The sequence below is a fragment of the Sorangium sp. So ce204 genome (genome assembly GCF_051526795.1).
Classification (GTDB): Bacteria; Myxococcota_A; Polyangia; order Polyangiales; family Polyangiaceae; genus Sorangium; species Sorangium cellulosum_B.
On sequence record NZ_CP150317.1, the window covers coordinates 3,391,048 to 3,411,687 of the forward strand.

Consider the following 20,640-nt stretch of genomic DNA (forward strand, 5'->3'; position numbering starts at 1 on the left):
GCCTTACGGCGCTCGTGCGCGCCTCGCGCGTCAATGCGGCTGAACGTGATTGACCGAGGCGACCGCGGGCGCGAGGCGACGCCGGCGCGCGCATTTCGCATTCCTGTGACGCACGCGCTCCGGACCAAGGAGAAGCAATGACGGTTGAAATAGAAGCTAGACTGCTCGCGAGACGACATCGACGAGCATCCCTTCAGGCGCTCGAGATCTTCGAGCCGCCGAGCAGGTACCGGCGAAGGTCCCTCCTTCTCGCGAACGGCGTCCTCTTGAGCGCCGTCGCGTTCGGCGCCGGCTGCAGCTCGGGCTCGCCGAGCGAGGAGCTGCACGGCACCGCGAAGCTCGCGCTGGGCGCCGAGGACCCGACCTGCGTGACGATCCAGCGCGGGACGGCGGGCGCGGTGGAGGACGCGACGATCTGGGAGACGTTCCCGACCTGGAGCGATTCGACCGTGCTCCTCCGCACGGGCACCTTGGCCGGGTTCGGCGTACGGCACGCCGTCCTCCGCTTCGACCTCTCACCGGTGCCCGCCGGGGCGACGGTCGTCTCTTCGACGCTGCGGATCGAGCAGATCTACCGGGACGACACCACCTCGAGCACCATCAACATCCACCGGATCCTCTCGCCGTGGACCGAGCCGACGGTGACCTGGCAGAGCCTGGGAAATGGGAGCGATTTCGACTCGGCGATCGCGGCCTCGTTCCAGTCGCTCCCCGGCGCCGGGAGCCGCACGGCCGATCTGACCTCGCTCACCGCGGCGTGGCTCGCGGGCACCGTTCCGAACCACGGCATGCTGCTGGAGGAGGCGCCGGTCCTCACCACGAGCTTCCGGAGCAGCGACGATCCGCAGGTCGACGACCGGCCGAGCCTCGAGGTCTGTTACACGACCGGGGCGACCTGCACGGGCACGCTCGACGACGGCGACGCGTGCACGACCGATACCTGCGACCCGGTGCTGGGCATCCTGCATACGCCCATCGCGACCGACGACAGCGATCCAAGCACGATCGACACGTGCGACCCGGCGACCGGCGCAGTGACGCACGTCGCGTGTCCGGCGCTGGATCCGACCGTGGCCACGCGGCTCATCGACGCCGTGGGCTGCATCTACCAGGGGCCGAACGCGCCGCAGGCGGGCGTGAGCGCGGGGGCGATCGACGTCATGACGGTCGCGGTCGTCAAGGGCAAGGTCGCGACGAGAGCGGGTGTCCCGATATCGGGCGTCCAGGTGAGCGTGCTGGGCCACGATGTGGAGGACGCCGAGAGCTTCGGTCGGGTGCTCACGCGCGCCGACGGGGCGTTCGAGCTGGTGGTGCGCGGCGGCCAGCCGCTCACGATCAGCTATGAGAAGGACGGATACCTGCCGTCCCAACGGCAGGTGGGCACCTCATGGCAACACTGGTCCGACGCGCCTGACGTGGTGCTGATCGAGCGCGATCCGGTGGTGACGCCCGTCGCGCTGGGCAGCGCGACGGAGATCCAGGTGGCGCGGGGGAGCGTGCAAACCGACGAGAGCGGGACGCGCCAGGCGACCTTGCTCTTCCCCCCCGGCACCTCGGGGACGATGACCGTGCCGGACCCGAACGGCCCGCCGGGGGCTATGACGACGGTGGCGTTGCCGGCCGAGGTGCACGTGCGCGCCACCGAGTACACAGTCGGCCCGAACGGCCCCGAGGCCATGCCGGGTACGCTGCCAGCGGCCAGCGCGTACACCTATGCGGTGGAGCTCGGGCTCGACGAGGCGGTCGCCGCCGGGGCGACGAACGTCGAGTTCACTCAGCCCGTCCCGTTCTACGTGGAGAACTTCCTGAACTTCCCTGTCGGGATGGCCGTCCCGCTCGGCTACTACGATGCGCAGAAGGGGATGTGGATTCCGTCGGAGGACGGGCGCGTCATCCAGATCCTCGCCGTGAGCGGCGGGGTGGCGTCGCTGGACATCGACGGCGACAGCGTGGCCGATGACGCGAGCGAGCTCGACGACCTGGGCATCACCGCCGAGGAGCTCGAGCAGCTCGGCGCGCTGTACACCGCGGGGACGAGCCTCTGGCGCGTCCAGGTGACGCACTTCACGCCGTGGGACGCGAACTGGCCGTTCGGGCCGCCGGACGACGCCGTCCCGCCTCCCGACGGCTCCGGCGTGTCGACCGGTCTTCCGGACAACGTCTGCAAGGCGACCGGCTCGATCATCGAGTGCGAGAGCCAGGTCCTCGGCGAGCGGCTGCCCGTGAGCGGCACGCCGTTCAGCCTGCAGTACCAGAGCGACCGGACGCTGGGGCGAAGGGACCTGTACCGCCTCCCGATCCCGCTGACCAAGGCGACGGTCCACTCGAAGCTCCTGCGGATCGGCCTCCAGGTGAACGTCGCCGGGCGCAGCTTCACGTACGCCCAGTCGTGCCCCTGCCCGCCGAACCAGGAGTATGCCTTCGAGTGGGACGGCAAGGACGCTTTCGGCCGCGATGTCCCGGGGAAGCAGCTGGTCGAGGTGGATATCGGCTACACCTATGAGGGGGAGTACAAGAAGCCCAACATGAGCGGCACCGCGGCCGGGGGGGGATCGGGGAGCAGCGGAGGCTCGTTCGGCCGCGCCGGCGGCGATCGGATCACGGGGAACAGGGCGCGGCAGGACGTCACGCTGCACCGGAGGTGGGAGAGCATGCTGGGCGCCTGGCACAACGGCTCCGACGCGCTCGGCGGGCTGAGCCTCAGCGAGCACCATGCGTATGATCCCGTCACCGCGAGCCTCTATCGAGGCGACGGCGAGAGGCGCACCGGTCGCGAGTTGCAGAGCAGCCTCCGCCGGGTGGCGGGCGAGATCCCCGCGAGCAGCGCCGCCGCCGCCGACGGCATCAGCGCCGCGTCCGCGTACATCGGCCTCGCGCTCGGTGTCGCGGTCGGGCCCGATGGGAGCGTGTATTTCCCCGACGTGAACACGGCGCGCGTCCGGAAGATCGGCCCCGACGGGATCATCAGCACCGTCGCCGGCGTCTACAATCAGTTTGGGTACAACGGGGACAATCGGCCCGCCACGAGCGCGCTCCTGGGGTCGAGCCTGGGGCTCATGGCGATCGGGCCTGACGGAAGCCTCTACTTCAAGGACAACTGCAACATCCGGCGCGTCGCCCCGGACGGCATGATCTCGAGCGTCGCCGGGAACTCCGGGCTCGACCGCTGCAGCCTCAACCCGTTCACGGCCAACAACGTGGCCGCGACCTCCGTCCCCCTCGGCGATAGCATCAACGCCATCTCGGTCGCGCCGGACGGCACGCTGTACATCGCCATGCGCACGCGCGTCCGGATGGTGACCCCCGACGGGATCATCAGCACGGTGGCGGGCACGGGAGAGGAAGGCAACTCCGGAGATGGCGTCCGGGCCACCGAAGCTCGCTTCGCCTGGATCACCGCCGTGGCCGCGGCGCCTGACGGCGGCTTTTACCTCGCCGAATCCGGCGGTGTGCCCCATTCTGCTGGAAACCGTATCCGGCGCGTCGACCTCAACGGACTCCTCACCACGGTCGGGGGCGCCCCCGGCAATGCCGCAGCGCAGACGGGCGACGGGGGCCCGGCGACGTCAGCGCTCCTCGGATCGCCGCAAGCGCTCGCGCTCGGACCGGACGGCAGCATCTACGTCATCACCCAGAGGATCGCGGACGCCGACTACCCCACCTTGCGCCGCATCTCGCCGGACGGCATCATCACCACGATCGCGGGCAACCGCGCCGCCTATCCGGCGCTATGCTCGTCCACGACCCTGCATTGCGGGCTCGACGGGCCGGCGACCAAGGCCTGGTTCAGCATGCCGCGGGGCCTCGCCCTCACGCCGAACGGGGAGATCTTCATCGCCGACGGCGTCCAGGCGACGAACTCGGCCATCCTTCACCTCAAGGCGCCGTTCCCGGGCGTGGCTCCCGGCAACATCGCGGTGCCGAGCGAGGACGGCACAGAGGTTTACGTGTTCGACGAGCGGGGGCGCCACCTCGCCACGAAGAACGCCCTCCTCGGGGCCACGCGCTACCAGTTCGGCTACGACGCCGCGGGGCGGCTCACGACGGTCACCGACGTCGACAGCCAGGTAACGACGATCCAGCGCAACGCGAGCGGCGTCGCGACGGCCATCGTCGCGCCCACCTTGCAGACCACGTCGCTCGCGATGGACGCGGAGGGCTACCTCTGGACGCTGACGAACCCGGCGAACGAGACGACGACGCTGGAGTACTACCCGGGCACGGGCCTCCTCATGTCGATGCTCGAGCCGCTCGGACGCCTGCACGAGTTCGAATACGACGAGGGGCGCCTCATCAGGGACGATGATCCGGCGGACGGCTTCAAGACGCTCAGCCGGACGGACTCGAGCTCGGGCTACTCCGTCGCGCTCACCACGGCGGAGGGCCGGACGCGCACGCATGCGATCGAGGAGCTCGCCGACGGCGGCGAGCGGCGCACGCACACCGCATGGAACGGCCTCTCGACCGTCGTGCAGACCGACCCGAGCGGATCGAGGACGGTCACGACGCCGGACGGCATGGTGGTCTCCACGCAGGTGACGGGCGATCCGCGCTTCGGCATGCAGTCGCCGATCGTCAGCAAAGAGACGAACACGACGCCTCTCGGAAGGACCCGACAGGTCACCAGGGCGCGCTCCGTGACGCTGACGGAGCCGGGCAATTCTCTGAGCGTCTCGTCGATGACCGAAACGACCACGATCAACGGCCACCCGTTCACGCAGCTGTTCAACAAGGCCACGAACACCGCCGTCTCCACGCTGCCGAGCGGGCGGCAGGTCACGACGACCCTGAACCCTCAGGGGCGAGCGGCTGAGATAGCGATCCCGGGCATCCTTCCCCTTCAGATGACGTATCATCCGAACGGCCAGCTCCACACGCTCGCTCAGGGATCCAGGACGTGGACGTACACCTACGAAGACAACGGTTGGCTCACCACGATGACCCAGCCGCTGAACCACACCACATCCATGGTGCACGATCCGGTCGGCCGGGTCACGCAGGTGACGAGCCCAGACGGCGAGCTCTTTGGGATCGGCTACCACGCCGGCGGGCTCCTTCACACCGTGACGCCGCCGGACCGGCCGGAGCACTCGTTCGATTTCACTCCAGCCGGCCTGCTGGACGAGTACCTGGCGCCGGAGGCCGGAGGCATCGCCCGGACGACGTCGTGGTCCTATGACCGGGATCGCCTGCTCACCAGCTCGACCCGGCCAGGCGAGCCCGCCACGGTATACACGCCGGATCCGGTCACAGGTCGACTCGGGCTCGTGACCTTGCCGCTGGGGATGGGCACCATCCAGTACGGTTATCACCCCACGACGGGCAATCTCCAGAGCGTCACCGGCCCCTCCGGGATCTCGCTCGCGTATGGTTACGACGGCGCGCTGCCGACCAGCCGGACATGGACGGTCGCCGGGTCCGGGGCCGGCGTGGGATCGGTGCAATGGACCTACAACAACGACTTCCGTATCGTCAGCGAGACGGTCAGCGGCGGCGCAGCGACGGCCTTCGGTTATGATGTCGATGGCGTGCTCAACCAGGCCGGCGGCCTCACGCTGAGCCGGCACCCGCAGAGCGGGCAGTATACGGGGAGCAGCGTCGGCGTCGTCAGCGATACCGTCACCCCCGACGCCTACGGCGGCACGCAAACGTACGTCGCGCAGGCGGGCGGGTCGACGGTGTACGAGGTGAGCATCACCCCGGACGCGCTGGGGCGCATCGATCAGCGGACGGAGACCATCCAGGGAGAGACGCACTCGTACGATTATGAGTACGACCTCGCCGGCCGGCTGACCGACGTGGTTCGAGACGGCACGCTCGTGGCGCACTACGACTACGACGCGAACGGGAACCGCCTTGCGCGCACGTCGGCGGCAGGGACGGAGGGCGGCACCTACGACGACCAGGACCGGCTGCTCACGTACGGGACCAGGACCTACGTGACGAGCCCGGCGGGCGACCGGACGAGCGTGACCGACACGGCCACGGATGCGACGACGACCTTCACGTACGACGCCCGCGGCGCCCTGCGGCACGCAGGGCTGCCGGATGGCACGTCGATCGATTACCTGGTGGACGGCGAGGGGCATCGCATCTGGAAGCAGAGGAACGGGGTCAAGGTCCAGGGCTTCCTGTACCGGAGCAAGCTCCAGCCGGCGGCGGAGCTCGACGGCGCGGGGAACGTGGTGGCGCGCTTCGTCTACGGGCGAGGGCAGCACGTGCCGGACCTGATGCTCAAGGGCGGCGTGACGTACCGGATCCTCACGGATCATGTCGGCAACCCGCGGCTCGTGGTGAACTCCGCGACCGGCGCCGTGGCGCAGCGAATGGACTTCGACGAGTTCGGTCGCGTGCTGCTCGACACGAACCCGGGCTTCACGCCGTTCGGCTTCGCCGGCGGTCTGTACGATCCAGAGACGAAGCTCGTGCGCTTCGGGGCCCGGGACTACGATCCGGAGGTGGGACGGTGGACGAGCAAGGATCCGATCCTGTTCGCCGGACGCAGCTCGAATCTCTACGTGTATGTCGGGAATGATCCGGTCAACAGGGCAGACCCCACGGGGCTCCTGCCGGGGATGCCGGCGGGGTTCCCGTCCTTGGATGCTGCGGACTGGGCCGGCGGACTGGCCACGGTGCTCAACATCCTCACCCCGGGAGCAAGCACGCGCCCGGTGTGGAACAATGGGGACCCGATCATCCTCCTGACGAATTCACCGTGGGTCATCAGGGATTCGAACGCTGGCTTGACGCTCGGACACGTGGTGATATTGAAGAGGGACGAGGTGACGAACCAGGAGACGTACGAGCATGAGCTCGCACATGTGATCCAGCACGACATCGTCGGGGCCGCGTATCTGCCCCTGCATATCATCGGGCAGGGCTACTCGTACCTGATGACGGGCGACTATGCGGCTGCGAACTTCATGGAGCGCGGCCCCCATAAAAAACCGCCGTGTGCATTCTAGAGGACCGATCAGGTTGATTTTGCGGTAATTCTATGCGCTTCGATGGAAGGCTCGACCGTCTCGCCGGGCCATGATCTCGTCCGCGGCCGGAGGTGCACGGATGGAACGATGGTCGCCGCCGGTGGAGCTGTCGCGGCAGGAGCAGTCGCTGATGAAGCGGCTGACACGCGTGAGAGCACTGTTCGGCTTTCTCAGGTTGCACCGGCACGAGCTGTTCGATGAGACGTTCCAGGAGCAGCTGGAGGGCATGTACCGGACGACGGGGGCAGGCGAGCCGCCGCATCCGCCGGCGCTGATGTGCATGGTCACGCTGCTCCAAGGCTACGTAGGCGCATCGGATGCCGAGGCGGTGGAGCTGTCCGTGGTCGACCTGCGCTGGCAGATGGTGCTCGGCTGCCTGGGTGCGGCTACGCCCCCGTTCTCGCAGGGCGCGCTGCAAGCATTCCGAGAGCGGATGCTCGCGCACGAGATGGACCGAGTGCTGCTGGAGCGGACCGTGGCGCTCGTTCGGTCCGGCGCTATGACGGAGGGCGAGAGGCGTGCGGTGTCCAAAGCGCTGCGCGTGGCCATTGATAGCCGCCCTTTAGCGGGGGCCGGGCGGGTTGAGGACACGATCAACCTGCTCGGCCATGCTGCACGCAGCATCGTACGCGTCGTGTCGAAGATCATGGATCGACCGCCCGAGGAGATATGCCGCAAGGCTCGCATCCCCCTGCTCCTGGCGCCCAGCATCAAGGCCGGGCTCGACCTCGACTGGAGCGACCCGAAACAGAAGGTGCTGGCCATCCAGATGCTGGAGCGGCAGGTGTCCTCGCTACAGCAGTGGGTGGACCGTCACCTCGACGACGTCGTCGAGCAACCCCTTCGTCCCTACCTCGATGCCATCACACAGGTTCGGGGCCAGGACCTGGAAACAGCCGAAGACGGGACCGTTCGCATCCGGCAAGGCGTCGCGCCTGACCGCCGCGTCTCCATTGAGGATGCCGAGATGCGCCACGGCAGAAAGAGCCGCTCGAAACGGTTTGACGGCTACAAGGAACATATCGCACGAGACCTTGACCTTCCCGTCATTGTCGCCTGCGCGGTCACGCCCGCGAATCGGCCCGAAGAAGAGGGAGCCGTGCCGATCGCCAAAGACATCCAGCATCAGCGGCTGCGCATCGCCGAACTCCACATTGATCGCGCCTACGTGAATAGTCCCGTCGTTGGCGACGTGATCCACGCGAAGGGTAAGGTGTTCTCGAAGCCTTGGGGCCAGCGGGCTCGCAGTCCCGACTTGTTCAGCAAGCGCGACTTCAACATCGACCTGCGCACCAAGACGATCACGTGCCCGGCGGGACAGGTCGAAGCGTTCGAGCCCGGCGACACGGTCGAGTTCGATCCTGAGGAGTGTGGCGCATGCCCCCTCCGAACCAGATGCACCCAAGCCGCCTCGGGACGAGGGCGGACCGTGTCCATCGCCGAAGACGAAGCGCTGCAGAGCAAGTTCCGGGAGCTACAGCAGACCGCACCAGGACGCGCCGTGCTCAGGCAGCGCACCGCTGTGGAGCATGCGCTCGCCCACATCGCGGCGCGGAAAGGACACAGCGCGCGCTACATGGGCGCCAGGAGAAACCTGTTCGACCTCCGGCGCGCCGCAGCGATCCAGAATCTCGAGGCTGCCCAGCGGCTGGTCCAGGAGGCTGCGTAAACTATTGGAATCAGACAATTTTCAATATGTTCGCTGCTCTAGGTCAGTCTCATCTCCGGAGGATGTTGTCATGCTTGGAGGATGTTGCCATGTTTGATCGGGCCCGGCATGCGTTACGGAGCGGGGCCATGGCCATCGTGACGGCCTCAGGGCTCGTCGGGTGCGACCCGGGGATCGATGTCTCTGGCGTCGTGCGTGACGGGGCGAGCAGTCCGATCGGGGGCGCCGAGGTCACGCTGATGTGCCCCGGGGCGCGCCATGATAACCGCACGACGTCCACCGACGCTTCCGGGCATTTCCGGGTGCCCGTGGAGTTCGGCTGCCTGAAGCCTGATTGCAAGCTGTCGGTTCGGGCTGCAGATGGCAAGGCGAAGGAGTACATGGTCCGCGATCACTGCAAGGACAGGAGCTCCATGTGTGGCGCAGGGTGCAATGTCGTCTCTCTGGACGCCGTCCTGTGACGCTCCGCGGTGACGGGTTGACGATTGCGGACTCGTGAGCATCTCGGCTCGGCGCTATCGGTGAGCGCCGAGCCGAGGTCCGCGTCCAGGCATGTCGCCATCGCGCTGCGGCCCTTCTGCTCCCGTCAGGAGCTCATGGGCTACATCGCGGAGCGGCTCCGCCGGGCAAGCTGCGACGATCTCGTCCAGTAGACACGACGCGCCCGAGGCGCTCTCGCTTGCGCTCCGTCATGGCAGGGACGGAGCGCAGGCCCGGCCGCGCAAGCTGCTCAGGCTGATTCAACATTCCTGCCGTGTCTTCCGACGCCATGGTGGCGTCGTCGGAATCGTCGTTTTTTATGTTAAGAGGTGCTTCATGAAATACGATAATATCAAGATCGCAACAGCCGTCGTCGCGCTCGTGAGCGTCGTCGCGGCGGGGAACGCCATCGCCGGGGACACGTACCACGCCGACGTCTTCATCGACACGGTGGCGTCGGAGGCGCGTGGGACCACGTATGCCGCGCGGACCTCGTCCAACTCGGTAGAGAGGATCGACTGCGCGGTGGGCGCCTATTCGACCGGCTCCCCCTACGCGCGCTGCTTCGCCACGGACGCGGCTGGTGTATTCAAGGAGTGCTATTCGTACTCCGCGGGGATCGTGGCCGCGGCTCAGTCAGTCTCTGACTACTCCGCCATCTGGTTTAGCTGGAACGCGACGGGCACCTGCACGGCGCTTCAGGTGAACACCGGATCGCGCTTCCTGCCCTGAGCCATGCATCCCTGGCTGCGCGATGTTGTTCTGATCGGAGCAGGGGTCGCCGCGGGGACGCTCGCGGCGACGCTCTGCTGGGCGCCTGTTCGCGCCGACCTGAGGTCGATCCGGGGAAGCCTGGGCATCGTCCACCAGCAGATCGAGGGGCTGAATGCCCGGTGCGCCGAGAGCTCGCCTGGCAAGGTCGACATGGACGCGCTGGCGCGAGGTCTCTCGTCCCGGCTCGCCCAAGCGTCGACCGGGGCGCAGGCCGCCGCGGCGGGCTCCGAGCCAGCCGAGCATCCGGATCCTGGAGAGGCCCCGGCCGCGCCGGCCGAAGAGGGCGACTGGGAGATCGTGGGCCAGGCCGAAGGGCTCGTCGCACAGGCGATCTCGACCGGTCGATGGACCGAGACCATGCGGCACCGTTTTCATCTGCTGCTCGCCGGGGCACCCGAGAGCGAGCGGCACCGCTTGCAGGCCGAGGTCGCACGGAACATCAACGCCGGCACCCTCGTCCCGGACGGCGCGCGTCTGCCGTTTTGAAGATCGGCGCTCGCCGGGGCCTCCGCGCCCCGGTGAGCGCTCGCCGCGCACCCGGTGTCGGCCGGCGGACCTCGCGGGCGCTGGCCCCCGCCCCGGCTCAGATCTCGAAGCTGAAGCCGTCCTTCTCGAGCCGCTCGTACTTCCGGCGGTCGAACCGGTAGAGCCGCGCGGCGCGGTGCGCGACGTCCTGCTCCACCTCGTCGAGCTCCACGAGCAGCCCGGTGCCGAGCGCCTTCTTCCGGAAATTGCGCTTGTCGAGCGGGCGCTCGAGGATCGCCTCGTAGAGGCGCTGGAGCTGCGACAGCGTGAACTTCGGCGGCAGGAGCTCGAACCCGATCGGCCGGTATCGGACCTTGCCCTTGAGCCGCTCCAGCGCGACCGGGAGGATCTCGTCGTGATCGAAGGCGAGCGCCGGGGTGTCGTCCACCGCGAACCACGCCGCCTCGCGCGCGTCGGTCGCGGCCTTGACCCGGTGATCCCCGAGCTTCACGAGCGCGTAGTACGCCACCGAGACCACGCGCTCGCGCGGGTCCCGCCCGAGGGCGCCGAACGTGTAGAGCTGCTCCAGGAACACCCCCGAGAGCCCCGTCTCCTCCGCGAGCTCCCGCCGCGCGGCGTCGTCGAGCGCCTCGTCGACGCGCACGAACCCGCCCGGGAGCGCCCACCTGCCGCGGAACGGATCGAGCTCCCGCCGGATGAGGAGGACCTTGAGGTCCTCCTCGTCGAGGCCGAACACGACACAATCCACCGTCAGCGCCGGCCGCGGGTGCTCGTAGGAGACGGACATTCAACCCTCCGTGTAATTTGCACACGAATCTTGGTGTCGATCGGACACCATGTCAACCAGCGCCGCGGAGCTCGGCGTGCCGAGCGAAACGTCGTCGACCGACAGACAACCCCTCGACGGCCAGCGCGCGTGCGCGGTAGAACGCGTCCATGACGGGGGACGCGGGGTCGAGCACGGCGGGGGCGGAGACGCGGGAGGAGCTCGAGGCGAAGCTCCGTGAGGCGCAGCTGCTCCTCCGCGCGATCCTCGAGACCCTGCCGATCACCGTGTGCAGGTACGACCGCCAGGGGGTGTTCACGTTCCACGACGGCAGGGGGCTCGAGGCCGCCGGCGTGAAGCCGGGGCAGCTCCTCGGAGCGAACGTGCTCGATCTCTTCGCGAAGGACCCGGAGGCGCTGGAGACGAACCGGCAGGCGCTCGCGGGGAAAGGCGCGTACAACATCTACGAGACGCACGGCGCCGCCTGGGAGACATGGCATGTCCCCGTGCGCGACGGGGACGGGGAGCCCGACGGTATGATCACCGTCAGCCTGGACGGCTCCGCGGCGAAGCGGCGCGAGCAGGAGCTCCGGGCGAAGGTCGAGCTCATCGAGACGCAGCAGGAGGTCATCCGCGATCTCTCGACGCCCATCATCGAGGTCTGGGACAAGGTGCTGACCCTCCCCATGGTGGGCGTGGTGGACAGCCTGAGGATCTCCGAGGCGATGGACAACCTGCTCTCGGCGATCGTGAGCAAGGATGCGCGGTACGCGATCCTCGATCTCACCGGCGTCGACGCGGTCGACACGCGGACGGCCGGGTACCTCATCGAGATGATCAAGGCCATCCGGCTCCTCGGCGCGGAGGGGATCATCACAGGGATCCGGGCGAACGTGGCGCAGACGATGATCGCGCTCGGACTCGACCTCTCCGGCGTCACGACCGTCGGCAACCTCCGCGCCGGACTCAAGCTCTGCATGCGCCGCATGGCCGCGGCGGGCGAGGGGGGCGAGCGCGCCGCGGCGACCAGCGCGCCGGCGAAATAGCGGCTTACGGCAGCCGCGCGCGAGGCGCGGGCGCGCTCCCGCGCGCGCCGGGCGGCGGCGGCTCAGCGATGGATCACGACGCGCGTGGACGGGTCGTCGCGCGTGGCCTGGACCGCGTACCACTCATCGGGCACGGCGGGCTCGGTCCAGTGGAAGAGCCATTTCGCGTCGGCCGGCGAGAGGTTCACGCACCCGCCGCTCTGCCCCTCGCCCCAGCGGTCGTGCCAGTAGGCCGCGTGAAGGAGGTACTTGCTGAAGAAGTGCTGGCTCCACGGCACCTCCGCCTCGATCCAGTCGTCCGCGTCGACGTGGGGCGTGATGAGCGTCTTCGTCACCCATTTGCGGCCGATGCTGTACTGGCCGAGCGGGGTCGTGGACGGCGGCACGAACGGCTCGGCCTTCTCCGGCTTCTCGGCCCCGTTGCGCCCGGCCGAGATCAGCGTCGCGAACACGGGGCGGTCGTCCTCGTAGGCGATGAGCCAGCCGTCGAGGGCGGCGATCTCGACCCACGTGTTCCTGCGCCCGTCCGCCGGCGCCGAGGGTGGCTCGCCGCCGAGCCGGATCGGGCGGCCCCACGGGTTCCGCGCCCGCCGCGGCTGGACGACCACCGCGTCTCGCTCGAGCACCCAGTGCCCGTCGTCCCGGGTCTCGAGATACGTCAGCTTGCCGACCCGCTTCGATCGGCCCGTCAGCCCGACCCGGGCGAGGCGCTCCCACACGGCGTCCGTCTTCGCGGGCGGGCCTCCCTCCGTGAGGCGGTACTTCGGGCGCGCCTTGCGGCGAAAGAAGGCCATCGGCAGGCGCGCCTCGGCGCCGAGGTACACCCCCTCGAAGGTGGCGGGCTCGTAGGGCTTGACCTTGTCCTTCGGGATGAACGTCAGATCCGACGCCCAGAGCCAGGTCGCCCCGCCGGCCTCGACCTCCTCGGTCCAGGCGACCGACGAGCGCGGGCGGACCTGCATGTGCCGCAGATCGTGGAGCCCCTCGGGCCACGCCGGCGCGTCGATGCCGTCCACGCGCAGGAGGCGCTTGAGGCCGAGCGACTCGCCGTAGCGGTACGGGAGCGGCAGATCGGCGCGCGGGGCATGGGGGATCAGCGCCTGGCGCACGGGATCGGCGGTGTCCAGGGTGGCGCGCTCGCCGTCGACGCACACGTAACCGCGCGGCTCCACCGCGTAGAACGCCGGGCAGCCGCCGGCGCCGCGGATGGGCTCGACGCTCTTCAGGCGGACCGAGCCGCCGATCGAGAGCATGCCGATCCACTGGGCCTTGGGCCGCGGCGCGGACCGGATCCACACCTCGCGGCCCTTGGAGTACACGCGCGCGGATCGCGCCCGCGCCGCCTCCACCTCCGGGACCGGCGCGGCCGGGGCCGAGGCGGCCAGCGCCTCCGGCGGCGGCTCCGGCGCGCTGGAGCGCGCGGAGGGCGCGCTGGAGGGCGAGGGCTCCGCGACCGCCACGCCCGCGCTCCCGGCCGCGTCGGCGCGCGGGCCGGCGTCTTGCCGCGACGGCGTGCACGCGAGCCACAGGGCGCCGAGCGCAACGAACCACGAGCGGCCAGGCATAGGCACGAGACCCTAGCACGTCGAGCCCGGCCGGCGGAACGACGTGCCAGTCTGGACGAAGGCGCCTGCGCCGCGAGCGGAGAGGAGGTCGTCGCTCGTGCCGCGATCTGCGGCGATGGCGCCTGGCCGCCAGGATTTCGATCGCCGGGGGTGTCACGCTCGCCCCGCTCGCGCCTAGAGCCGAGGAAGGCCGGCGAGGACAGCCGGCCAGAGAAGACAAGGAGAGATCCCATGCGTCGTTGGCTCAAGGTGACCCTGATCGCGGCCGTCCTCGGAATCCCGGCGGCGGCCTATGCTGGGACGCAGCTCACGGGCGGCTGTCCGTGCGCCGATTGCCCGTGCCCCGACTGCCCCTGCGGCTGAGCACCCAGCGCCCTTGGAACCGCGCGCGCGATCGCTGCTCAACGCGTCGATGAGACGCCTCGCCGACGGCGATCGCGCGGCGTTCGAGCCTGTCTATGCCGCCCTCTGGCCGGCGATCGGCGCGTTCTGCCGCCGCATGCTCGGGGGCGGCGCGGACGCGGAGGACGCGGCCCAGCAGGCGCTGCTCAAGGTGTTCGACCGCGCCAGCTCGTTCGACCCCGACGGGGACGCGCTGACCTGGGCGCTCGCCATCGCGACGTGGGAGTGCCGCACGACGCGGCGGCGGCGGTCCCGGTCGAGGGAGGCGCCGGACGAGCAGGTCCCGTCGATCGCGGCCGACGTGCCCACGCCGGAGGAGGCGGCGATCGCCCGGGATCTGGACGACGCGGCGCGCGAGGTGCTCGGCACGCTGGCCGAGGCGGATCGCGAGACGCTGAGGGCGACCCTGCTGGAGGTCGATCGCGATCCGTCGGTGTCGAGCGCGGCGCTGCGCAAGCGCCGCGAGCGCGCGTTTGCGCGCCTGCGGGAGGCGTGGAGGAGGATCTATGGAACGTGAGGCGCTTGCCGGCCTGAGCCTGAAGGAGAGGGCCTATCGCGCGTACGAGCGGGGGAAGGCGAGGAGGGCCGCGTGGGCAGCGGCGCCGACGATCGCCGTGGCGCTCGTGGCGGCGCTGATGAGCGACCGTCCCGTCGCCACCGCGATCCTCGGCGCGGGGCTCTACGTCGCGGCGGCGCTGCTCTCGTGGCGCGGGCAGGAGCTCGGGCGAGGCGTGCTCCCGGGCGTCGCGGCGGGCCTCGTGCCCTTCGCGGCGGCGCACGCGGCGCGCATTTACGGTCACCTGTGCACCCCGGAAGGGTGCGTATCCATTTGCGTCCCTGCCTGCCTGGCGGGCGGGGTCGCCGCCGGCGTGCTGCTCTCGCGGGTGCTGCGCCGGTCGGAGCGGCTCGGGGCGTCCTGGGCCTCGGCGTGCGGCGTCGCCGCCCTGACGGGCGCGCTCGGCTGCGCCTGCGTCGGCTTCGGCGGCGTGGTCGCCCTCGCGGCGGGGCTGCTCACCGGCACCGCGCCGCTAGCGCTCCGCCCTGCGCGCGGCTAGAGCGACGGTCACCCGCTTCGGATACGGGCCCACCTCGGCGTTTTCGGTGCTCAGCGCACCGGAGTGCGCTTCCGCGCCGAAAACGCCGATCTGGGCCCGTCTGCTGTGCGGGTGACCGCCGCTCTGCTGCCGCTCTGCGCTCTGCTGCCGCTCTGAATGGTGCAGAGGGGGGCGGAAACCGATGTAGGCTCTGCGCATGGCGGAAGCGGCTCGCAAGCGCCTCGCGCTGGCCCTCCTGATCGTCGCGGTTGTCCCTGTCGGCTTGATCACCCGGTTCCACGGCGGTCCGGTCTGGCTGCGCAACGGCGCCGGCGCGGTGCTCTATGACGTCGTGTGGATCGCCGCGGCGCAGATCGTGTGGATCTCCGGCCGCACGCACCGGCTGGCGCTCGCGGTCTTCGCCGCGACGTGCGGGATCGAGCTGCTCCAGCTGAGCGAGGCCCCGTGGCTGTGGGCCGCGCGCAGCACCACCCCGGGGCGGCTCCTGCTCGGCGCGAACGGCGGGTTCGATCCGGCGGACTTCGCGCTGTATGGCCTCGGCTGCGTCCTGGGATATGGGCTCTGCCGGCCGCTCCGGGCCTCCGCGTGAGGCCGGCGCCGCGCCGAGCGCGCGCGCCGGTTGCGGCGCATGCCGCGAGGGGCCAGGCTGGCGATCGCGAGATCCAGGAACCAGGAGGCGATCGCCATGTCCGAGGCTCACCACACCGGCGGCTGCTTGTGCGGCGCGATCCGCTACCGCGCGCGCGGCGCGCCGGTGAGCGTCAATGTCTGCTACTGCAGCCAGTGCCGGCGCCAGTCCGGCGCGCCCATGCCGGCGTTCGCTTCCTTTTCTGACGAGCAGTTCGAGCTGCTCTCCGGCGCGCCTGCGGCGTATCGATCGTCCAGCTTCGCCGTCCGCCAGTTCTGCGCGACCTGCGGCTCGTCGCTGTTCTGGCGCCGTGACGGGGCGCGGGAACTCGACATCTTCCTCGGCACGATGGACCGACCCGGCGACCTGCCGCCGCCGGCCTTCCAGCTCTGGACCGTACACCGCGTACCCTGGCTGCCCGCCATCCAGGGGGCCACGGACTATCGCGGGGACAAGTCCGGCAGCCAGGGCTAGCCCGACGGTACAGAACGGGCGGCGGACATGAGCAGCCGAGCGCCGTCCTTCCCGGCGTGATGTTTGCCAGCGTCCGCTCGTCGAGGCCGCGTTCGGCCTGCGCGAGGCGCGACGAACGAAGTTCGAGCCTGAACATGACGCCGCGCCCGCGGCGGTCTTCCTGCGCCGCCGCGAGCCCGTCCCGGGCGCGCATCTTCGTGATGGCTCGAACAACCCTGGAGCATCTCATGGCGGATCTCGATTTGACCGATATCCAGGCCCTCGTCGTACGGGACACCTCCATGCCCGCCGTGCGGTTCCTGATCGCGAAGATCGCCCGGGCGAGCGCCGCGAGGCGCGTGATCGGACGCCTTGGCCACGGTGACGCCGGAGCAGGCCCTCGGATCACCGCCGCTTCACCGTGGACGACGAGCCCAGCGTACGTCCTGACCCTGGGATTCACGTACCACGGGCTGGATGCGCTGGGGATCTCGGAGCCCTCCCTGCATTCCTTCCCGGCGGCGTTCGTGCAAGGCGCCGCCGAGCGGGCGAAGCTCGTCGGCGACACCGGGGACAACGCACCCAGGCGCTGGATCGGCGGGCTGGGTACCGGAGATGCCCACGTCGTGCTCGCTCTCCACGCCGCGGACAGCGCCGTGCTGGAGTCGATGTCGACGCAGCTGCGCTCGCTGTTCGCCCGAGAAGGTGCCTTTGCCGAGCTGTCTCACCAAGACGGCGGCGCCCTGCCCAATCAGGTCGAGCACTTCGGGTACAAGCTCGGCGTCGCGACTGTGTGCGTCGACGGAGGGCCGCTCGACCGAGGGCGGGCGCGATCCACGGCCCCGACAGGACAGTTCATCCTGGGGTACCCGAGCCAGCACCCCGGCTTCGCGTACCCCGTACCGACGCCGCTGGAGCTCGGCAAGAACGGCAGCTTCGCCATCTACCGCATCATGCGCCAGGACGTCGACGGCTTCGCGCGCTCGTTGCGCCGTTGGGCCCCCAGGGTCGGGATGACCGAGGAGAAGCTGGCGGCCAAGATCTGCGGGAGGTGGCGCAACGGTGTTCCCCTCGTCCTCTCACCGGACACGGATTCTCCCGCCGCGCCGATCGCCCGGGAAGACCTTGATGACTTCGACTATGTACCTCAGGATCTGCGAGGCTTTCGCTGCCCGATCGGCGCCCACATCCGGCGCGTCAATCCCAGGAGCCAGAGCATTGCGGGAGGCCACAGCCGCTTGCGCCTGGTGATCCGGCGGACGATGCCGTACGGACCTCCATACGACCCATCGGCTCCTCGCGACGGCATCGAGCGCGGGCTGCTCGGCCTGTTCATCTGTGTCAGCATCCGAGATCAGTTCGAGTTCGTCATGTCCGAGTGGGTGGAGTCCGGCCGGTTCGTGGCCGACCTGCGCGGGACCAAGGACCCGCTCATCGGGAACAACGATCCCGCGCAGAGCAAGCTCGTGATCCCGTCCGAAGGCGGTGATCGCACGATCACGGGGTTCTCCCGGTTCGTGACGACACGGGGAGCAGCGTACTGCTTCCTTCCGAGCATCACCGCCCTGAAGTACATCGCGAACCTGTCCTCGACGTGACAGCGGGCACGCAGCCCCCTTCGGCTCGCGAGGAGTCTCCGCGTGCGCCGTCGGCTCGTCGGGAGGCCGCGGCGCGGTGACCGTGTCGGCAGGCCGCGTCAAGACGGTCCCAAGGACATGCCATCACCACCCCGGTCCCCTGCCAGCACGTTGGCCCTGAGCGACTCTGCCCGACTGGCGCGCAACAGGCGCTCCAGACCGTTGTGACGGAGGAATCTATCCATCGCATCGTACCCTGTGCTGTACAGCATCTCCTTCTGTATCGGCGTCAGATCGAACCGGGTGATGGGGATGCTCTCCGTGTTGATATGAAGTGTCCTCGCGTAGTCCAGCTCCTCGTACTTCCTGATCGTCGTGATGTCATGCGCCTCGACGGCCGTGCGGACCAGCGCGTACGCCAGCCTGCTCGCGAGGAAGGGGTGCCGGATCTCGTGAGGCTTGCCCTGCAGGAGCCGGACCCCGAGCGTGATCGGGGCGTTCTGGTACTCCAGGAGCGGTCTGCATCGGTCCATCACCTCCGCGCACCTCGGCTCGATCGGCGTCCCCCCACCATAATCGACTCTCCCGGACCCCATGTAGAACCGGAGCTCCGGGCACCGGACCAGCTCATCCAGCCACTCCCTCGGCAGGGATGGGTCGAAGATATGGAGAGGGAAATTGCTCAGCAGGCCGCCGTCAACGATGTGGCTCGTCGAGCCGTTCTGGCCCTTGAGGGAGACGGGCGTGAACACGAAGGGGATGCTCATGCTCATGCGGACCGCCAGGGCCACCTCCAGGTGGTCCGGGTCGACCCCGTAGCGCCGCTCGTCGATGTCGTCGGGGACGATGAGCATCCGGCCACGGGTGACGTCCGAGACCACGAAGTGCGCCTTGTACTTCCACCTCGGATCAGGCGTCACGCGCGACCTCTGCGCGAGCCTCACGTACTCGCCGTCCACCAGATCGCCGAATGTCCTCACGCCCTTGTCGCGCAGCTTGGCCCGGATGAACTCGAGGAAGTAGTCGCCCTTGTAGATCCCCAATTTCGTCAGCAAGCCATACGCAGATCCCAGGACCGGCACATGACCCACAGGGTCCGCGAACTTGGCGATGTCAGGGCCGGCGACGAGGCTCAGGACCTCGTTGGGAGTGTACTTCGCCGAGAGGAGCGCGGCCACGATCGCGCCCGCGGACGTCCCCGCGAAGCGCCGGAACTCGTATCCTTGCTCCTGGAGGGCGACGACCGCTCCGACCAGCGCGATCCCTTTGACCCCGCCCCCCTCGAGCACCAGGTTCAGAGGCTTCCGCCCAGCAGCGCCGGCCTCAGGATGCTCCGTTTCGCTCATCATGACCGAGCCTCCCTCGTTATCTACTCTAGCACGTCTACGTGACGGCAAGACGTAGAAGCTGGGGAGGCTGGGAGGTGCGCTCGCGCTGGAGAGAGCCAATTCTCTCCGTGCGTGACACTCTGGTCGTCGTCCGGATTCGGTGTTCCCTCGTCCGTACGCCGGGCCGACCGGGGCGCCCGCCGGGGCGCCGCCCGGGGCGCCGCGCTCTCCTCAGGGGCCTTCGTCGGCGTCGCCTCCGCCGGCGGCCTCCTTCGCTTCCTCCTCGGCGATCTTCGCTCTCACCTCGTCCATGTCGAGCGAGCGCACCTTCTCGATCACCTGGTCGAGCGCCGACGCGGGCAGCGAGCCTGCCTCCGCGAACAGGAGGACCTTCTCGCGAAAGATGAAGAGCGTCGGGATCGACCGGATGTTGAAGGCCTGCGCCAGATCCTTCTGCTCGTCCGTGTTGATCTTTCCGAACACGATGTCCGCGTGCTTCTCGGAGGCTTTCTCGAAGACGGGCCCGAAGACCCGGCACGGGCCGCACCAGGGCGCCCACCAGTCGACGAGCACGATGCCGTTCGACTCGACCGTCTTCTCGAAATTCTCCGCGCTGAGCTCGATTGTACTCATCCGCGGAGCATACCCCCGAGGCACGCCTGTGTCGCCCAGCGAGCGGCCAGGCGCCGCCGGCGCCGCTCAGGGCGCGTTGCAGACGATGATGGGCTCGATCGCCTCGACGAGGAGCTGCTCGACGCGCTCTGGCCCCATGTCGGCGGCGCGGGCGAACCGCTCCAGCGTGCTCCGCCGCCGAGGGAGAGCCCCGCGTCCCGGCTCCGCGCCGGCGCCGTGCTACACCATCGGCAGAGCTTACCGCCGAAGGAGAGCGCGCCATGATGAACGCGTCAGTTCAATCCCTCGCCGATGCCATGGATCTCGGGTCGCTGCTGCAGGAGATCCGGGAGCGACATGGCGAGTTCGATCTCCTCGCCCACTGGAAGCAGGGCGAGTTTCACCATGACGTGGTCCTCCGGGTGCACCGCTTCGCGCCGCTGCCGGCGCCGGTGCTCGTCGTGAGCACGAACTGCAATGGCGGCGTGAAGGAGGTGCTCTGCTTCGGCGACGTCCCGGAGCGCTATGCCCTCTGGCATCATCGCTGCCCCGGGGTGCCGGAGTTCTCTGGCGAGCTGCCGCCCATCGCCGCGCAGGCGCGGACGTCGCACTACTTCGACCCGTGCGAGCTGCTCGCGGTCGACGCCCGCAGCGAGCTGCGCGCCGAGTTCCGTGAGCGCGACGTGGGCGGCGGATGGCGCCCGCGATGCGGGCAGCCCGGCCCGGCGGTCGACGCCGCGGGCGAGCCCGGAAGCGCGCGCGGCTCGGCGTCAGGGGAGATGTGTCCGTGATGTGTTTGTGATCCCCGCCGCG

General features: G+C 69.4%; 17 protein-coding genes. 13 read left to right on the forward strand and 4 right to left on the reverse strand.

The features are described 5' to 3' along the window. Positions 1–137 precede the first annotated feature (137 nt). The 5 genes from WMF22_RS12940 to WMF22_RS12960 all read left to right on the forward strand — a co-directional run bounded on the left by WMF22_RS12940 (position 138) and on the right by WMF22_RS12960 (position 10,395). Entirely contained in the window at positions 138–6,965 is a 6,828-nt protein-coding gene (locus WMF22_RS12940) for a DNRLRE domain-containing protein (protein ID WP_438035955.1), read from the forward strand. Between the two features lie 100 nt (positions 6,966–7,065). Then, positions 7,066–8,655, forward strand: coding sequence for an IS1182 family transposase (locus WMF22_RS12945; protein ID WP_438031578.1), 1,590 nt, complete (start codon positions 7,066–7,068; stop codon positions 8,653–8,655). Positions 8,656–8,783: 128 nt separating this feature from the next. Then, complete coding sequence (locus WMF22_RS12950; RefSeq protein WP_438035956.1) at positions 8,784–9,116, forward strand: carboxypeptidase-like regulatory domain-containing protein; 333 nt, start codon at positions 8,784–8,786, stop codon at positions 9,114–9,116. 355 nt (positions 9,117–9,471) lie between these two features. Next, entirely contained in the window at positions 9,472–9,867 is a 396-nt protein-coding gene (locus WMF22_RS12955; RefSeq protein WP_438035957.1) for a hypothetical protein, read from the forward strand. Between the two features lie 192 nt (positions 9,868–10,059). Further along, positions 10,060–10,395, forward strand: coding sequence for a hypothetical protein (locus tag WMF22_RS12960; protein ID WP_438035958.1), 336 nt, complete (start codon positions 10,060–10,062; stop codon positions 10,393–10,395). A 97-nt stretch (positions 10,396–10,492) separates the two neighbouring features. On the opposite strand, the gene WMF22_RS12965 is transcribed toward WMF22_RS12960, so the two are convergent. Then, on the reverse strand, positions 10,493–11,182 hold the full coding sequence (locus WMF22_RS12965) for an NUDIX hydrolase (protein ID WP_437299385.1): 690 nt from the start codon (positions 11,180–11,182) through the stop codon (positions 10,493–10,495). 149 nt (positions 11,183–11,331) lie between these two features. Between WMF22_RS12965 and WMF22_RS12970 the strand changes: the two genes are divergently transcribed. Further along, positions 11,332–12,207 carry an STAS domain-containing protein gene (locus WMF22_RS12970; RefSeq protein ID WP_438035959.1) on the forward strand — a complete coding sequence of 292 codons (876 nt, stop codon included), beginning with the start codon at positions 11,332–11,334 and terminating at the stop codon, positions 12,205–12,207. A 62-nt stretch (positions 12,208–12,269) separates the two neighbouring features. On the opposite strand, the gene WMF22_RS12975 is transcribed toward WMF22_RS12970, so the two are convergent. After that, positions 12,270–13,772 (reverse strand): L,D-transpeptidase, encoded by a 1,503-nt coding sequence (locus WMF22_RS12975; RefSeq protein WP_438035960.1) that lies wholly within the window; start codon positions 13,770–13,772, stop codon positions 12,270–12,272. Positions 13,773–14,003: 231 nt separating this feature from the next. Here WMF22_RS12975 and WMF22_RS12980 point away from each other — a divergent pair, with 231 nt between their 5' ends. From WMF22_RS12980 to WMF22_RS13005, 6 genes are all read left to right on the forward strand, one after another. Next, entirely contained in the window at positions 14,004–14,135 is a 132-nt protein-coding gene (locus WMF22_RS12980) for a hypothetical protein (RefSeq protein WP_437299388.1), read from the forward strand. 49 nt (positions 14,136–14,184) lie between these two features. Beyond that, positions 14,185–14,691 (forward strand): RNA polymerase sigma factor, encoded by a 507-nt coding sequence (locus WMF22_RS12985; protein WP_437299389.1) that lies wholly within the window; start codon positions 14,185–14,187, stop codon positions 14,689–14,691. Beyond that, a complete protein-coding gene (locus WMF22_RS12990) occupies positions 14,681–15,229 on the forward strand; it encodes a hypothetical protein (protein WP_438035961.1) in 549 nt (182 codons plus the stop codon). The genes WMF22_RS12985 and WMF22_RS12990 overlap by 11 nt, the downstream gene beginning before the upstream one ends. Positions 15,230–15,425: 196 nt before the next feature. Beyond that, complete coding sequence (locus WMF22_RS12995) at positions 15,426–15,818, forward strand: DUF2809 domain-containing protein (protein WP_438035962.1); 393 nt, start codon at positions 15,426–15,428, stop codon at positions 15,816–15,818. A 96-nt stretch (positions 15,819–15,914) separates the two neighbouring features. Continuing rightward, on the forward strand, positions 15,915–16,331 hold the full coding sequence (locus tag WMF22_RS13000; RefSeq protein ID WP_437299392.1) for a GFA family protein: 417 nt from the start codon (positions 15,915–15,917) through the stop codon (positions 16,329–16,331). Positions 16,332–16,465: 134 nt separating this feature from the next. After that, the gene (locus WMF22_RS13005) at positions 16,466–17,908 is read left to right on the forward strand and encodes a Dyp-type peroxidase (protein ID WP_438035963.1); all 1,443 of its coding nucleotides are present in this window, start codon (positions 16,466–16,468) and stop codon (positions 17,906–17,908) included. Between the two features lie 98 nt (positions 17,909–18,006). Here WMF22_RS13005 and WMF22_RS13010 read toward each other — a convergent pair whose 3' ends face one another. Both WMF22_RS13010 and trxA read right to left on the reverse strand, forming a co-directional pair. Further along, positions 18,007–19,236, reverse strand: coding sequence for a patatin-like phospholipase family protein (locus tag WMF22_RS13010; protein ID WP_437299394.1), 1,230 nt, complete (start codon positions 19,234–19,236; stop codon positions 18,007–18,009). A gap of 210 nt (positions 19,237–19,446) precedes the next feature. Beyond that, positions 19,447–19,848 carry a thioredoxin gene (gene trxA / locus WMF22_RS13015; protein ID WP_437299395.1) on the reverse strand — a complete coding sequence of 134 codons (402 nt, stop codon included), beginning with the start codon at positions 19,846–19,848 and terminating at the stop codon, positions 19,447–19,449. A gap of 260 nt (positions 19,849–20,108) precedes the next feature. Between trxA and WMF22_RS13020 the strand changes: the two genes are divergently transcribed. Continuing rightward, positions 20,109–20,618 carry a hypothetical protein gene (locus tag WMF22_RS13020; protein WP_438035964.1) on the forward strand — a complete coding sequence of 170 codons (510 nt, stop codon included), beginning with the start codon at positions 20,109–20,111 and terminating at the stop codon, positions 20,616–20,618. Positions 20,619–20,640 lie beyond the last annotated feature (22 nt).